This window comes from Rhizobium sp. A37_96 (genome assembly GCF_053521765.1).
The window spans coordinates 843,964-859,862 of record NZ_JBNWDS010000001.1 but is presented as its reverse complement, the minus strand read 5'-3'; the positions used below and the strand labels follow the sequence as shown (position 1 = coordinate 859,862).

The following is a 15,899-nucleotide window of genomic DNA, read 5'->3' as shown; positions in this document are numbered from 1 at the left end:
GCTGTCCTGGGCGTGCGAAGGCTTCGCTTGCCGCCGAACCTAAAGATTGACAACGTCGCGCCAGTCATCGTGGCGTTGTGCCTGCGCCTTGAAGAAGGGGCAAAGCGGGATGATCTTCCAACCGCCGCGGCGGGCTTCCTCCACGGCATGAAGCGCCAGCGCCTGTCCGACGCCCTTGCCGCGCAGGGCATCCGGCACGCCGGTATGATCGACGATGATCAGTTTGGGTGAGGTGCGCGAGAACGTCATCTCCGCCTCGTGACCTTCGACGGTTGCGACATAACGGCCGCCGGATGCATTGTTTTCGTTGCGGATATCCATAAATTTCTCCCTCGTCGCGTTGCAGATGCGGATGATTGCACGCGCCCGCCGCGCTGCCAACCGCCGAAGGATATATGGCAGACCAGCTTCCCGGCGAATTGAGACGGGTACAGATCTCAAATTTGATGGAAGGGTGTGGTTGCCCGTTACTGGGGAAATCGGTGCGATCGCTCAGCCGGCTACGCCAAATAATTCGGGCCTCTTTTGTCCCGTCTGAGGAAAAGAGGCCCGAACACAGGATCGGATTAAGGTGGTGCTGTCGTTGCTGTCAGTGGCGATACTGCTGTATGCGTGTCGTCCGAAGGCCGGCGAGGCCATGGGTATTGATGGACGACTGCCAGGAGAGGAACTCTTCGACGGTCAACGTATAACGTTCGCAGGCTTCTTCCAAGCTGAGCAAACCACCACGCACGGCGGCGACAACCTCTGCCTTACGACGAATGACCCAGCGGCGCGTATTCGGCGGCGGGAGGTCTGCTATCGTCAGCGGGCTGCCATCGGGGCCGATGACATACTTCACTCGGGGACGTATCATTTCGGTCATTGGACTCTCTACACACACTCAAGACCACGAGTGGCACTCTATCTTGCCACATTTAAAAATTGCCTAAGCCCATGGTAAGACTTTGCTAATAATTTTAATGAATGTGGCGGCCCGCTGATTTGCCGCGACGATGGCCGGGTAAAATACCGGCTAGTCCCCTGATATTCCGGGGGAAATGGCGTTCATGCTATGATTTTTTGTCAGTGAAAACTTACGCTTCTATCCCGGAAATTACTCCGCCGAAGGAAAGCAGTCCTCCGGGCCGACCGAATAATTCTAAGCGTGTGCGTCGTTTTTCTTACCGCCCCAGCAGATGAAATGCGGGTTGGCGAAATCTGAATCCTGGCTCTGATCGGTCTTGCCGTAAGCCAGAAGGCGGCCGTCTATCGTCAGCGTGGTGCCGCCGGCGGCGCGCAACACGGCATCGCCTGCCGCGGTGTCCCATTCCATGGTGCGGCCGAAGCGCGGATAGACATCGGCCTTGCCCTCGGCGAGGAGGCAGAATTTCAAGGAAGAGCCGATCGACGTGCAGGCGGAAACCGCATTATCGGACAGAAAGTCCTCGGTCTTCGCGTTGCTGTTGCAGCGGCTTGCGAGCGCCATCAGATGGGCGGGGCGCTCGCGTACGGTGATGGTCACGCGGTCGGAGACGCCGAAATGCTCGTCGACGATCAACTTGCGCGCCCTGCCGGGCTCGCCGGTAAAGGCTATTCCGAGTGCGGGCGCGTAGACGATGCCGGTCACGGGAACGCCGTTCTCGATATAGGCAATATTGACGGTGAACTCGTCGCGATGATCGATGAATTCGCGGGTGCCGTCGAGCGGATCGACAAGGAAGAAGGCGCGGCCGCGCACATCCGGGATATTGCCTGCGGAAACCTGCTCCTCGGCAACGGCCGGTATATGCGGAAAATCGCGCTCGAGATGTCTGAGAATGATGTGTTCGGCGCGCTCGTCGGCGAGGGTAACGGGGCTCATATCCTGCTTCAAGGCAACCGCATAGCCGGCACGATAGACCTCCAGTATGGCCTGTCCCGCCTCGATAGCCGCCTTTTCGAAAGTTGCAAGCATCTACGTCTTCCGCGCCTTTTCCGCGCTTCAAGTCTCCGGACACTATAGATAGGAAGTTCCGATTGCGAAGTTTAGACTTCCAATGCCACGGCTTCCTACGCCTTAACGCCAGAACGCAGCATTGGCAACAAAGCTTACTCTATATGACTCTCGCCGCTACGGGAACTGCCGCCATGCCGGGGATGCGTTTTCCGGGAAAGCTGCACTGAACCGTGTGTGCGCAATCGACAAAGAACATATCCTGTTTGCGAAGCTTTTTCGTCCTTTCGGGACTTGTCGTTTTTATTGCATATGCGAATGTGCGGCCGGGTAGCATCGGGATGAATGCATGCGATATTCGGCATATCAGCTTCTAAAACAGGCGTTTTCAGGCAATCGTCATTGGCAGCCGGTGTGGCGGACGCCGGAGCCGAAATCGCATTACGACGTGATTATCGTTGGGGGCGGCGGGCATGGGCTGGCAACGGCCTATTACCTCGCCAAGGAATTCGGCATCACCAATGTCGCGGTGCTGGAAAAGAGCTATATCGGCTCCGGCAATGTCGGCCGCAACACGACGATCATCCGCTCCAACTATCTGCTGCCCGGCAACGAGCCTTTCTACGAGTTCTCGATGAAGCTCTGGGAAGGGCTCGAGCAGGACTTCAACTATAATGCCATGGTTTCCCAGCGCGGCATCGTCAACCTGTTCCATTCCGATGGCCAGCGCGACGAGGCGGCCCGGCGCGGCAATGCCATGCGGATGCATGGGGTCGACGCGGAGCTGCTCAATCGCGAGCAGGTTCGGCGGATGATGCCCTATCTGAATTTCGACCATGCGCGCTTTCCGATCTTCGGTGGCCTGCTGCAGCGGCGCGGCGGCACTGCGCGCCACGACGCGGTCGCCTGGGGTTACGCGCGCGGCGCCGACAGCCGCGGCGTCGATCTCATCCAGCAATGCGAGGTGATCGGCATCCGCCGCGAAAACGGCATCGTGACCGGCGTCGAGACCAATCGCGGCTTCATCGGCTGCAACAAGCTGGCGCTCGCTGCCGCCGGCCATACGTCGATCCTCGGCAACATGGCCGATCTGGAGCTGCCGATCGAAACGCATGTCCTGCAGGCCTTCGTGTCCGAGGGGCTGAAGCCTGTCATCGACAACGTCATCACCTATGGCGCGGGCCACTTCTATATCTCGCAGTCGGACAAGGGCGGCTTGGTCTTCGGCGCCGATATCGACTACTACAGCTCCTATGCGCAACGCGGCAATCTGGCCACCGTCGAGCATACGATGGAGGAGGGGGTGTCGCTCATCCCCGGCCTGTCGCGCGTGCGGGTTCTGCGCGCCTGGGGCGGCGTCATGGATATGAGCATGGACGGCTCGCCGATCATCGACCGTACCCCCATCGACAATCTCTATCTGAACTGCGGCTGGAACTATGGCGGCTTCAAAGCGACGCCGGCCTCGGGCTTCTGCTTCGCGCATCTGATCGCCAAGGGCGAGAGCCACGACGTCAGCCGCCTTCTGCGTCTCGACCGCTTCGAGCGCGGTTTTGCGATCGACGAAGGCGGCAAGGGTCCGCAGCCGAACCTGCATTGAGGGCACAATACCAATGGCAAGCTTGATCAACTGCCCGCATTGCGGCGCGCGACCCAAGGAAGAATTCTCCATTCGCGGCTCCGCTTCCGTGGTCCGTCCGACGCCGACGGCACCGGACGAGAACTGGAACCGCTATGTCTTTGTCCGTGACAACGAGCGCGGCCGGATCGAGGAATATTGGCACCACGGCGCCGGCTGTCGCCGCTGGCTGGTCGTCGACCGCAGCAATGTCACCCACGAGGTCTTTTCCGTTGTCGATGCCGAGGACAAGGCGAAGGAGGCGGTACGATGACGGCCTATCGTCTGTCGAGCGGCGGTCTCGTCAATCGCAGCCGCCCGCTTTCCTTCAAGTTCGACGGCAAGGAGATGAAAGGGCTGGAGGGCGATACGCTCGCCGCCGCACTTCTTGCCAATGACCAGCTGCTGGTCGGGCGCAGCTTCAAGTACCATCGGCCGCGCGGCATCCTGACGGCGGGTTCGGCCGAACCCAACGCGCTCGTCACCATCGGCAAGGACGGCCGGACCGAGCCGAATACGCGCGCCACGGTCGCCGAGCTTTATCAGGACATGACGGCTGTGAGCCAGAACCGCTGGCCGTCGCTGAAGCACGATATCGGCTCGGTGAACGGGCTCCTGTCGCCCTTCCTCGGCGCCGGCTTCTACTACAAGACCTTCATGTGGCCGGCTCCCTTCTGGGAGAAGGTCTACGAGCCGCTGATCCGCCGCGCCGCCGGCCTCGGCAAGGCGGCCATGCAGGCCGATCCGGACCGGTACGAAAAGGCTTGGGCGCATTGCGACCTGCTTGTCGTCGGCTCCGGTCCTGCTGGATTGATGGCGGCCCTGACCGCTGCCCGCGCCGGCCTGCGCGTCGTCCTGGCCGACGAGGGTTTTCGCCTCGGTGGTTCGCTGCTTTCCGAGCGTCTGACCATCGGCGGCGCGTCCTCCGATGTTTTCGTTCAGGCCACGCTGGAGGAGTTGCAGAGCTTCGACAACGTGACATTGATGCCGCGTACGACCGTGTTCGGCTGGTATGACGGCAATGTTTTCGGTGCGGTCGAGAAGGTGCAGAAGCATGTGGCGATGCCATCGCCCGACCTTCCGGTGGAACGCCTCTGGCGCATCGCGGCAAAGCGCGCCATCCTCGCCTCGGGCGCGGAAGAGCGGCCGCTGGTATTCGGCGGCAACGACCGGCCGGGCGTGATGATGGCCGGCGCCATGCGCAGCTACCTCAACCGCTATGGCGTCGTCGCGGGGCAGAAGGTCGCGGTCTTCACCAATGGCGGCTCCGGCTACCGCACGGCGGCCGATCTGGCTGCAGTGGGCGTCGAGATTTCGGCGATCCTCGATACCCGGCCAGGCTCGGCCGACGTTGCGCCTCAGGGTGTCCGCGTGGTTCAAGCGGCAAGCGTTCACGCCACCAAGGGCAAGTATCGCATCAGCGGCGTCATCGCCGATCGCGGTGGGCTGGACGAGCTGATTGCCTGCGATGCGCTTGCCATGTCGGGCGGCTGGTCTCCGATCATCCATCTTGCCTGCCAGCGCGGCGCCAAGCCGGTGTGGTCGGACGAGCAGCAGGCCTTCATGGCGCCGCTCGTTGGCGGCGAGCTGGAGATTGCCGGCTCGGCGGCCGGTGTCGAGAGCGTTTCCGGTTGTCTCGCCGACGGTGCGGAAAAGGCCCGGCTGATCGTCCAAAGCCTTGGCCGCACGGCTCATGCGGCGAACCTTCCCGAGGTCGAAGGTGAATATGATGCGTCCTTCGCGGCGATCTGGCATGTGCCGGGCGCGAAAGACAAGGCGTTCGTGGATTTCCAGAACGACGTCCACGCCAAGGATCTGGGGCTCGCTCTGCGTGAGGGCTTCGGCCATGTGGAACATGCCAAGCGCTATACCACCAGCGGCATGGCGACGGACCAGGGCAAGCTCGGCAACGTCAATGCCGCCGGCCTCATCGCCGGCATGCGCGGTGTCAGCCCCGCCGCAGTCGGCACGACGACGTTCAGGCCGTTCTACACGCCCGTTTCGTTCGGCGCACTGGCCGGTACGGCGCGCGACAAGCACGCGCAGCCGGTGAGGGAATCGCCATTGCATGGCTGGGCGAAGAAGAACGGCGCGACCTTCGTCGAGGCCGGTCTCTGGTATCGTTCGTCCTGGTTTGCCCGGCCGGGCGAGAAGGGCTGGCGCGACAGCGTCGACCGCGAAGTGCTGAACGTGCGCAACAATGTCGGCCTTTGCGACGTGTCGACGCTCGGCAAGATCGAGATTTTCGGCAAGGATGCGGCGGAGTTTCTCAATCGCCTCTATTCCAATGCCTTCCTGAAGCTGCCGATCGGCAAGGCGCGCTACGGGCTCATGCTGCGCGAGGACGGCATGGTCTTCGACGACGGCACGACGAGCCGGCTGACGCCCGACCATTTCTTCATGACGACCACGACGGCGATGGCCGGCGAAGTGATGACGCATATGGAATTCTGCGCGCAGACGCTTTGGCCGCAGCTCGACGTTCGTTTCGTCTCCTCTTCCGATCAATGGGCGCAGATGGCGATTGCCGGCCCGAAGGCGCGGCTGGTGCTGGAGCAGATCGTCGAGGACGATATTTCCGATGCGTTCTTCCCGTTTCTGGCTGCTGCCGAGGTTCTGCTGAAGGGCGGTTTGAGGGCGCGGCTGTTCCGTATCTCCTTTTCCGGCGAACTCGCTTACGAGCTTGCGGTTCCGGCCGGCTATGGTGAGGCCGTGGCCGATGCCGTCATGGAGGCCGGCAAGGCGCATGGCATTTGCGCCTACGGCGTCGAAGCCTTGAACGTGTTGCGTATCGAGAAGGGACATGTCACCCATAGCGAGCTCGATGGGCGCACCACGCCCGACGATGTCGGCCTCGGCCGCATGATGTCGACGCAGAAGCCGGATTTCATCGGCAAGAGACTGTCGACCCGTTTTGGTCTGACCGCCGCCGACCGCGTTCAGCTCGTGGGTCTGAAGCCGGTCGATACGGCCAAGGAAATTCATGCCGGCGCGCATCTTCTGAAGGAGGGCGCGCGGCCCTCGACCGTGAACGATCAGGGCCATGTTTCCTCGGTCTGCTTTTCGCCTACTCTCGGCCATTTCATCGCTCTCGCCTTCCTGAAGTCGGGCCGGGAGCGGATCGGCGAGCGCGTGATCGTCTGGGACGGGTTGCGGGGCGAGGAAGTGGCGGCGGAAGTCTGCAGTCCCGTCTTTGTCGATCCCGACAACAAGAAGCTTTTGGGGTGAGGGTTGATGAGCGTCGCGTTTCAGAACAGACATGTGCTGGAAGATCACATTTCCGGCTTCGAGGCTGCCGCCAATCCGAATCACCTCGCCGTCGTGCGTCGTCCCGCCATCTTTTCCGTACTCGGCAGGGCGGGGGATCAGAATGGCGTCCTGGCAAGCCTGAAGGCGATCAGGGACGTGTCGATTCGCATTGCCGGACCGAGGGAATGGCTCGTCGTGTCCGAGACGCTTGGCGCCGATAGCGTGGCGCGGGATCTCTTCACCCTCGATCCCGCCCAGGCTTCCTTTTTCGAGCAAAGCGATGGCCGCGTGCTGCTTCGCATATCCGGCCCCAGCGTTCGTCGCATCCTCGCCAAATGCGTGGCCGTCGATCTGCATCCGCAGGTCTTCGCCGAGGGGCATTCGGCCAACATGCTGTGCTGCCACGTCAGCGCCAATGTCGCCCGCACCGGACCGGACCACTTCGACATCATCGTGCCGCGCTCCTATGCCGGCAGCGTTTTCGAGGAGATCATGGAGATGGGACGGGAGTTTGCGCTGACGGCCGCCTTCATCGACTGAAGCCCCCATGCCGATCGACTTCGGATGCGTTGCCGGCCGGCTTGCGCATCTGATGGCCGATGGCGCGATCCGAACAATTGCGATGGCGCAAACAGACATATCGGTTTCGCAGTTCGGGCTATTTGGCCTCTCGGATAGTCTCTAGGTTTCCTCTCAAATGCGGTCGGTCGCGCGGGAAGACACCCAGCGGCTTCGTACCGAAAACAGGGGATTCCTAGATGAAAAGCCATGCCAAGGTCGTCGTCATCGGTGGCGGTGTCGTCGGATGTTCGGTGCTTTACCACCTCACCAAATTCGGCTGGACGGACGTGGTGCTGCTGGAGCGCTCCGAGCTGACATCCGGCTCGACCTGGCATGCCGCGGGCGGTATGCACACGATCAATGGCGATCCGAACGTCGCCAAGCTGCAGAAATATACCGTCGAGCTCTATAAGGAGATCGAGGAGTATTCCGGCCAGGACATCGGCCTGCACCTGACCTCCGGCCTGATGCTGGCGGCGACGCCGCAGCGCTTCGACTGGCTGAAGTCCATTCTCGCCAAGGGCCGCTACAACGGGCTGGAAGCGACGCTGCTGACGCCGAAGGAAGCGCATGAGATGATGCCGCTCCTCGATCCAGATCAGTTCGTCGGCGCGCTCTACGATCCCGTCGAAGGCCATCTCGACCCCTACGGCACGACGCATGCCTATGCCCGCTCGGCCAAGAAGAACGGCGCCGATATCTATCTGCATACCAAGGTCGAGGAGCTGATACAGCGCGAGGACGGCTCCTGGCGCGTCGTCACCAACCAGGGCGAGATCATCGCCGAGCATGTCGTCAACGCCGCCGGCCTCTGGGCGCGCGAAGTGGGCCGCATGGTCGGGCTGGAGCTTCCGGTGCTGGCCATGGAGCACATGTACCTCATTACCGAGGACATGCCCGAAGTCATCGACTTCAACAGGACGACGGGCAAGGAGCTGATGCACTGCGTCGACTTCGACGGCGAGATCTATCTGCGCCAGGAGCGGCAGGGCATGTTGATGGGCACCTATGAGAAGGCGTGTCGCCCATGGTCGCCGGTAACGACGCCCTGGGATTTCGGCCATGAGCTGCTGGCCGAGGATATCGAGCGCATCACGCCGGAGCTGGAAGTCGGCTTCCGCCATTTCCCGGCCTTCAACAATGCCGGCATCAAGAAGATCATCAACGGACCCTTCACCTTCTCGCCGGATGGCAATCCGCTCGTCGGCCCGGTGCGCGGCCTGCGCAATTACTGGTCGGCCTGCGCCGTCATGGCCGGCTTCAGCCAGGGCGGCGGCGTCGGCCTGGCGCTCGCCAACTGGATGATCTACGGCGATCCGGGCTTCGACGTCTTCGCGATGGACGTCTCCCGCTACGGCGACTACGCAACGCTGGCCTATACGAACGCGAAGGTCCGCGAGAACTATGCGCGCCGCTTCTCCATCCGCTATCCCAACGAAGAACTGCCGGCGGCCCGTCCGCTGCTGACGACGCCGATCTACGACAAGCTCAAGCAGGCCGGCGGCGTCTTCGGCGCTTACTATGGCCTGGAGCAGGCTCTGTGGTTTGCCCCGCAAGGCGAGGTCGATCAATTCTCCTGGCGCCGTTCCAACGACTTCGATGTGGTTGGCGCCGAGGCGAAGGCGGTGCGCGAGAGCGTCGGCCTGATGGAAACCTCGGGCTTTGCCAAATATTCGGTGAAGGGATCGGGCGCGGAGGCTTTCCTCGACAAGCTGCTGACCTGCCGCATTCCGGCCGTGGGCCGCATGACGCTGGCGCCGATGCTGAAGCATGACGGCAAGCTGATCGGCGATTTCACGCTGGCGACGCTGGCAGAAGGGGATTTCCTTCTCATCGGTTCCGGCATCGCCGAAGCCTATCACATGCGCTGGTTCGAAAGCCTGCTGCCGAAGGACGGCTCGGTTCAGCTGGAGGCTCTCGGTCTTTCGCTGCTCGGCCTTTCGATCGCCGGCCCGAATGCCCGCAAGCTGCTGCAGAAACTGACGCATCAGGATCTCTCCACCGCAGCTTTCCCCTTCATGTCGATTCGCCGGATAGACCTCGGCATGGCGCCCGCCATCGTCGGCCGTGTCTCCTATACCGGCGATCTCGGCTACGAGATCTGGATGAAGCCGGAATACCAGCGCCACATCTTCGACCTTTTGATGCAGGAAGGCGCCGAGTTCGATATCCGGCTCTTCGGTTTGAGGGCGCTGAATGCGCTGCGCCTCGACAAATCCTATGGCAGCTGGGCGCGAGAATACCGGCCGCTCTACGGGCCTCTGGAAGCCGGCCTCAACCGATTCGTCGCACTCTCCAAGGAAGCGGACTTCGTCGGCAAGGCGGCTGCGGCCAAGGAGAAGGCGGAAGGCGGGACCTTGCGGCTGCGCACCTTCATCCTTTCGGCGAAGGATGCAGATGTCATCGGCGACGAGCCGATCTATCATAACGGCGCCGTCTGCGGCTGGGTGACGTCGGGCGGATATGCCCACGCTTCCGGCCTTTCGGTCGCGATCGGATACGTGCCGAAGGAGATTGCCGACGATGGGCAGGGATGGTCGATAGAGTTGCTCGGCGAACTTCTGCCGGCAAAGCTGCAGGCCGAGCCGCTGTTCGATGCGGACGGTGCGGGGATGCGTTCTTAAGGGACGACGATACCGGCGATGACGGCGGGCCAGGCACGGCCCGCCGCTGACGAAAGCTTTTCAGAGCGAGCGTTTTGCCAGGCGTTTTTGGCTAATTTTGAGCCACGCGCTGCCGCTTTTGTGTCATTTTTGGTCGGTTTCGCATCAGCGCACGGCGATTTGAAAAGAATTTGTCAATTTCTCGCCTTTTTGGCTTCACATTTCCTTCGAAAGCGGTATGGAATCGAGCCTATGGGCCTCTCGAAGGAACCCTAAAAAGTAATAAGAGATGTGGTCGCTTGACGCCGCATCCAGGGGAAATGACATATGGATTATTTTATCCAGCAGCTCTTAAACGGGCTGACTCTCGGGTCGATCTACGGCCTCATAGCCATTGGCTATACCATGGTTTACGGCATCATCGGCATGATCAATTTTGCCCACGGTGATGTTTTCATGCTCGGCGGCTTCGCCGCTCTCATCACCTATCTGGTTCTCGTTTCGCTCTTTGCCGGCCTGCCGGTGGCGGTTCTGCTTCTGGTGATGCTCATCGTCGCCATGCTGATGACGAGCCTGTGGAACTGGGTGATCGAGCGGATCGCGTACCGGCCGCTGCGCGGCTCTTTCCGCCTTGCGCCGCTGATTACGGCGATCGGCATGTCGATCGTGCTGTCGAACTTCATCCAGGTCGCTCAGGGCCCGCGCAACAAGCCGATCCCGACGCTCGTGGGTGATGTCTACAACCTCGGCGGCGTATCGATTTCGCTGAAGCAGATCATCATCTTCATCGTTACGATCGTTCTGCTTGCCGCCTTCTGGTATCTGGTCAACAAGACAGCGCTCGGCCGCGCCCAGCGCGCCACGGAGCAGGACCGCAGGATGGCAGCGTTGCTTGGCATCAATGTGGACCGTACCATCTCCGTGACCTTCATCATGGGTGCCGCGCTCGCTGCCGTGGCCGGCACGATGTATCTGATGTACTATGGCGTCGCCAATTTCACGGACGGTTTCGTGCCGGGCGTCAAGGCCTTTACGGCGGCGGTTCTGGGCGGCATCGGCTCGCTTCCGGGTGCCGTTCTCGGCGGCCTCATGATCGGCCTCATCGAGTCGTTCTGGTCTGGCAATTTTCCCATCGCGTATAAGGATGTCGCGACATACGGCATCCTTGCCTACGTGCTGATCTTCAAGCCGACGGGTATTCTCGGCCGGCCGGAAGTCGAAAAGGTATAACGCCATGGCAAATTCAAACTTCGTTGCAGGCAAGACCGGCCCCGGCCTTGTCCAGAAAGGCATTACCGATGCCCTTTGGACCGCCGTCATAGCTTTTGGCATGTTCGTTCTCTATATCGGCCTCAAGACCGATCAGAACATGGACAACAAGCTGATCATCGTGCAGCGCTGGGGCCTTCTGGCCATCATCGTCGCAATTGCCGCCGTCGGCCGCTTTGTCATGACGGTCTTCGTCCAGCCCTATCTGGCGGCGCGCAAGGCAGCCAGGGCCAAGGTCGTGCAGGTGGAAGGCGAACCTAGCTTCGCCGCCAGGCACTTCAACAAGATCGCGCTCCTGCTCCTGCTGATCTATCCGATCGCGGCGGTGGTGCTCTTGGGGCCGCAGGGATCGCTGACCTATGTCGACAATTTCGGCATCCAGATCCTGATCTATGTGATGCTCGCGTGGGGCCTGAATATCGTTGTCGGTCTCGCCGGCCTGCTCGATCTGGGTTACGTCGCCTTCTATGCGGTCGGCGCCTATTCCTATGCCCTGCTCTCGATGCATTTCGGCCTGTCCTTCTGGCTGCTCCTGCCGATCTCCGGCATCCTCGCCGCGCTTTGGGGCATGATCCTGGGCTTTCCGGTCCTGCGCCTGCGGGGTGACTATCTGGCGATCGTGACGCTGGCCTTCGGTGAAATCATCCGCATCGTGCTGACGAACTGGACCGATGTGACGCAGGGCAGCTTCGGCATTTCCAACATCACCAAGGCGTCGCTGTTCGGCATCTATACATTCGACCTCAAGGACCCGCACAACTTCATCCGGTCCTTCGGGCTGCCTATGTCGTCGGCCTGGTACAAGATCTTCCTGTTCTACGTCATCCTGGGCCTCTGCATGCTGACCGCCTATGTGACGATCCGCCTGCGCCGCATGCCGATCGGGCGGGCGTGGGAAGCACTGCGCGAGGACGAAATTGCCTGCCGTTCGCTCGGTATCAATACGGTGACGACCAAGCTGACCGCTTTTGCCACCGGCGCCATGTTCGGCGGCTTCGCGGGCTCCTTTTTCGCGGCGCGTCAGGGCTTCGTTTCGCCGGAATCCTTCGTGTTCCTCGAATCCGCCGTGATCCTGGCGATCGTCGTTCTCGGCGGCATGGGATCGCTCAAGGGCATCGCGATTGCCGCGATCGCCATGATCGGCGGCACGGAATTGCTGCGCGACATGGATTTCCTCAAGCTGGTCTTCGGTGAGGATTTCACCCCGGAACTCTATCGTATGCTGATCTTCGGTCTCGCCATGGTGGTCGTCATGATCATCAAGCCGCGCGGCTTTGTCGGCACCCGTGAGCCGACCGCGTTCCTCAAGGAGCGAAAAGCGGTCTCCGGCAGCTTTACCAAGGAGGGCCACGGCTGATGAATGCTGTGACCAACACCCCCGACGACATCCTGCTGAAGGTCGATCACCTGTCGATGAAGTTCGGCGGCCTGATGGCGATCAACGACTTCTCCTTCGAGGCGAAGCGCGGCGACATCACGGCGCTGATCGGGCCGAACGGCGCCGGCAAGACCACCGTGTTCAACTGCATCACCGGCTTCTACAAGCCGACGATGGGCATGATCACGCTCAACCAGAAGAGCGGCAAGGACTATCTGCTGGAGCGGCTTCCGGATTTCCGGATCACGCGCGAAGCCAAGGTGGCGCGCACCTTCCAGAATATCCGTCTGTTTTCGGGCCTCACCGTGCTCGAGAACCTGCTGGTGGCGCAGCATAACAAGCTGATGCGGGCCTCCGGCTATACGATCCTCGGCTTGCTCGGCATCGGTCGCTATCGGGCCGAGGCGAAGAACGCGATCGAGCTGGCGCGCTTCTGGCTCGAAAAGGCCGATCTTGTCGATCGCGCCGACGATCCCGCCGGCGACCTCTCCTACGGCGCGCAGCGTCGCCTGGAAATCGCCCGCGCCATGTGCACGGGTCCAGAACTTCTTTGCCTGGACGAGCCGGCAGCCGGCCTCAATCCTCGCGAATCCCTGGTGCTCAACGAGTTCCTGCGCAGCATCCGCAAGGACACCGGCACGTCGATCCTGCTGATCGAGCATGACATGTCCGTGGTCATGGAAATCTCGGACCATGTCATCGTGCTCGAATACGGGCAGAAGATAGCAGACGGCACGCCGGACGAGGTCAAGAACGATCCGAAGGTCATCGCCGCCTATCTGGGTGTCGAGGATGAGGAAGTGGAAGAGGTGATTGCCGAAGTCGAACACCTCCAAGAGGGTGAAAATTGATGGCGGGGCAACCACTTCTGAAAGTCGCGGGTGTCGAAACCTTTTACGGCAATATCCGGGCTCTTGCCGGCGTCGATATCGAAGTCAACAGCGGTGAGATCGTCAGCCTGATCGGCGCCAACGGCGCGGGTAAATCGACGCTGATGATGACGATCTGCGGCAGCCCGCAGGCGCGCACCGGATCGGTCACCTTCGACGGCCGCGATATCACACGCATGCCGACGCATGAAATAGCGCGGCTGCGCATTGCGCAGTCGCCCGAGGGTCGTCGCATCTTCCCGCGCATGACCGTCTATGAAAACCTGCAGATGGGCGCGAGCCTCGACAAGCTCAAATATTTCAACGAGGACGTCGAGAAGATCTTCACGCTGTTCCCGCGCCTGAAGGAGCGTCAGTCGCAGCGCGGCGGCACGCTTTCGGGCGGCGAACAGCAGATGCTGTCGATCGGCCGCGCGCTGATGGCGCGTCCCAAGCTGCTGCTGCTGGACGAACCGTCGCTGGGTCTGGCGCCGCTGATCGTCAAGGGCATCTTCGAGGCCATCAAGGTCCTGAACCAGACTCAGGGATTGACGGTGTTCCTCGTCGAGCAGAACGCCTTCGCGGCGCTGAAGCTTTCCGACCGCGCCTATGTGATGGTCAACGGCCGGGTGACGATGAGCGGTTCCGGCAAGGAACTGCTCGCCAATCCGGAAGTGCGCGCCGCCTATCTCGAAGGCGGTCATCATTGAGTTTCGTTCTGCGGAGAATCTGACATGCAGGGACTTTTCTTCGACAGTGATACCGGTGGCCGCATAGTCATCCGCGCGATCATCGTCATTCTCGGCTTCTGGACCGCATGGCGCGCCGGCCGCGCCGTGGCTTCTAATTGGGAATCCTATCCGCTTGTCGTCATCTATTGCTTCTTGATCGGCCTTGGACTGCAATTCCTGCACCATGCGCTGTTCGATGGCGCGGTGTTCGATCCTGTCATCTATGTCATCGACGTTGTTCTTCTGCTGGTCTTCGGGACAGCAGGATACCGGTATCGTCGTACCGACCAGATGGTGAATAATTATTACTGGCTTTATGAAAAGACCTCGGCCTTTTCTTGGAAGAAGAAGAATTGACAGTGTGCTTAAACTAGGCACAGTCTGCAGATAGAGTGGCGTCATCCTGCCCATAACAACAAATGACACAGGGCAGGGTCATGCTTCCAGAGTTCGGAATGCAAGCGTTACCGGCGTGATGATTGGTGGGTATCGCGCAGGGCAGATCAAACGGAACCCGCTCAAAAATTGGGAGTAATAATATGAAGAAGTATCTTCTGTCGGCGGTGGCTCTGTCGGCGATGATCGCTTTCGGTGGTGTTGCGAAGGCCGACATCATTATCGGTGTTGGCGGTCCCTTGACGGGTGCGAATGCTGCGTTTGGCGCGCAGCTGCAGAAGGGTGCCGAGCAGGCAGCTGCCGATATCAATGCGGCAGGCGGCATCAATGGGGAAAAGGTCAAGATCGAACTCGGCGACGACGTCTCCGACGCCAAGCAGGGTGTTTCGGTCGCCAACAAGTTCGTCGCTGACGGCGTCAAGTTCGTCGTCGGTCACTTCAACTCGGGCGTTTCCATTCCGGCTTCGGAAGTCTATGCCGAAAACGGCATCCTCGAAGTCACCCCGGCCTCCACCAACCCGCAATATACCGAGCGTGGCCTCTGGAATACGTTCCGTACCTGCGGCCGTGACGACCAGCAGGGCGCAGTTGCCGGCAAGTACATCGCCGACAACTTCAAGGGTGCAAAGGTTGCCGTCGTTCACGACAAGACCCCCTATGGTCAGGGCCTTGCCGACGAAACCAAGAAGAACCTCAACGCTGCCGGCGTGACGGAAGTTCTTTATGAAGGCATCACCCCCGGCGACAAGGACTACTCCGCCCTTATCGCAAAGATGAAGCAGGCTGGCGTCGACTTCGTCTACTACGGCGGTCTGCACACCGAAGCCGGCCTGATCATGCGCCAGATGGCCGACCAGGGCGTCAAGGCTCACTTCATGTCAGGTGACGGTATCGTGTCGAACGAACTGGCTTCGATCGCCGGCGACGCCGTCGATGGCACGCTGATGACCTTCTCGCCGGATCCGCGCAAGAACCCGGCTTCCGCCGATCTCGTCGCCAAGTTCCGCGCTGCCGGCTATGAGCCGGAAGGCTACACGCTGTACTCCTATGCTGCGATGCAGGTCATTGCCGCCGCCGCCAAGGCAGCCGGCTCCAACGACCCGATGGCTGTTGCCGACGCACTCAAGGCAAAGGGTCCGTTCAAGACCGCTATCGGCGACCTCGGCTTCAACGCCAAGGGCGACATCACCCGTCCGGACTATGTCATGTACAAGTGGTCCAAGGGTTCCGACGGCAAGTACAACTACGCCGAAATCGAAAAGTAAGCTCCGCGCTGCCGATTTTCGGCACGCTGACGATGCAAGGAGCCC

General features: G+C 61.0%; 14 protein-coding genes. 11 read left to right on the top strand and 3 right to left on the bottom strand.

Annotated features, from left to right (window positions below; translation table 11 throughout):
• Window positions 1–39: 39 nt before the first annotated feature.
• The 3 genes from ACQZ6J_RS04170 to cysQ form a co-directional block, all read right to left on the bottom strand.
• Window positions 40–321 (bottom strand): GNAT family N-acetyltransferase, encoded by a 282-nt coding sequence (locus tag ACQZ6J_RS04170; protein ID WP_069611717.1) that lies wholly within the window; start codon window positions 319–321, stop codon window positions 40–42.
• Window positions 322–589: 268 nt separating this feature from the next.
• Window positions 590–865, bottom strand: coding sequence for a CtrA inhibitor SciP (sciP, locus tag ACQZ6J_RS04165; RefSeq protein WP_004107124.1), 276 nt, complete (start codon window positions 863–865; stop codon window positions 590–592).
• A gap of 276 nt (window positions 866–1,141) precedes the next feature.
• Window positions 1,142–1,936 (bottom strand): 3'(2'),5'-bisphosphate nucleotidase CysQ, encoded by a 795-nt coding sequence (gene cysQ / locus ACQZ6J_RS04160; protein ID WP_449082147.1) that lies wholly within the window; start codon window positions 1,934–1,936, stop codon window positions 1,142–1,144.
• A gap of 328 nt (window positions 1,937–2,264) precedes the next feature.
• Between cysQ and ACQZ6J_RS04155 the strand changes: the two genes are divergently transcribed.
• The 11 genes from ACQZ6J_RS04155 to ACQZ6J_RS04105 all read left to right on the top strand — a co-directional run bounded on the left by ACQZ6J_RS04155 (window position 2,265) and on the right by ACQZ6J_RS04105 (window position 15,854).
• The gene (locus ACQZ6J_RS04155) at window positions 2,265–3,515 is read left to right on the top strand and encodes a sarcosine oxidase subunit beta family protein (RefSeq protein WP_163986451.1); all 1,251 of its coding nucleotides are present in this window, start codon (window positions 2,265–2,267) and stop codon (window positions 3,513–3,515) included.
• A 13-nt stretch (window positions 3,516–3,528) separates the two neighbouring features.
• Complete coding sequence (locus ACQZ6J_RS04150) at window positions 3,529–3,807, top strand: sarcosine oxidase subunit delta (RefSeq protein ID WP_449082145.1); 279 nt, start codon at window positions 3,529–3,531, stop codon at window positions 3,805–3,807.
• Window positions 3,804–6,761, top strand: coding sequence for a sarcosine oxidase subunit alpha family protein (locus ACQZ6J_RS04145; RefSeq protein WP_449082143.1), 2,958 nt, complete (start codon window positions 3,804–3,806; stop codon window positions 6,759–6,761). Before ACQZ6J_RS04150 ends, ACQZ6J_RS04145 begins: the two co-directional genes overlap by 4 nt.
• A 6-nt stretch (window positions 6,762–6,767) precedes the next feature.
• The gene (locus tag ACQZ6J_RS04140; RefSeq protein WP_449082139.1) at window positions 6,768–7,322 is read left to right on the top strand and encodes a sarcosine oxidase subunit gamma; all 555 of its coding nucleotides are present in this window, start codon (window positions 6,768–6,770) and stop codon (window positions 7,320–7,322) included.
• 218 nt (window positions 7,323–7,540) lie between these two features.
• Window positions 7,541–9,967 (top strand): GcvT family protein, encoded by a 2,427-nt coding sequence (locus ACQZ6J_RS04135; RefSeq protein ID WP_449082137.1) that lies wholly within the window; start codon window positions 7,541–7,543, stop codon window positions 9,965–9,967.
• A gap of 306 nt (window positions 9,968–10,273) precedes the next feature.
• Window positions 10,274–11,176 carry a branched-chain amino acid ABC transporter permease gene (locus ACQZ6J_RS04130; RefSeq protein WP_163986446.1) on the top strand — a complete coding sequence of 301 codons (903 nt, stop codon included), beginning with the start codon at window positions 10,274–10,276 and terminating at the stop codon, window positions 11,174–11,176.
• Window positions 11,177–11,180: 4 nt separating this feature from the next.
• On the top strand, window positions 11,181–12,572 hold the full coding sequence (gene livM, locus ACQZ6J_RS04125; protein ID WP_449082135.1) for a high-affinity branched-chain amino acid ABC transporter permease LivM: 1,392 nt from the start codon (window positions 11,181–11,183) through the stop codon (window positions 12,570–12,572).
• Complete coding sequence (locus tag ACQZ6J_RS04120; protein WP_163986444.1) at window positions 12,572–13,444, top strand: ABC transporter ATP-binding protein; 873 nt, start codon at window positions 12,572–12,574, stop codon at window positions 13,442–13,444. Before livM ends, ACQZ6J_RS04120 begins: the two co-directional genes overlap by 1 nt.
• Window positions 13,444–14,172, top strand: coding sequence for an ABC transporter ATP-binding protein (locus ACQZ6J_RS04115; RefSeq protein ID WP_163986443.1), 729 nt, complete (start codon window positions 13,444–13,446; stop codon window positions 14,170–14,172). The genes ACQZ6J_RS04120 and ACQZ6J_RS04115 overlap by 1 nt, the downstream gene beginning before the upstream one ends.
• A gap of 24 nt (window positions 14,173–14,196) precedes the next feature.
• Entirely contained in the window at window positions 14,197–14,550 is a 354-nt protein-coding gene (locus ACQZ6J_RS04110) for a DUF6867 family protein (RefSeq protein WP_163986442.1), read from the top strand.
• A gap of 182 nt (window positions 14,551–14,732) precedes the next feature.
• Window positions 14,733–15,854, top strand: a complete 1,122-nt coding sequence (locus tag ACQZ6J_RS04105; protein WP_163986441.1) for a branched-chain amino acid ABC transporter substrate-binding protein — start codon at window positions 14,733–14,735, stop codon at window positions 15,852–15,854.
• The last annotated feature ends 45 nt before the right edge of the window (window positions 15,855–15,899 follow it).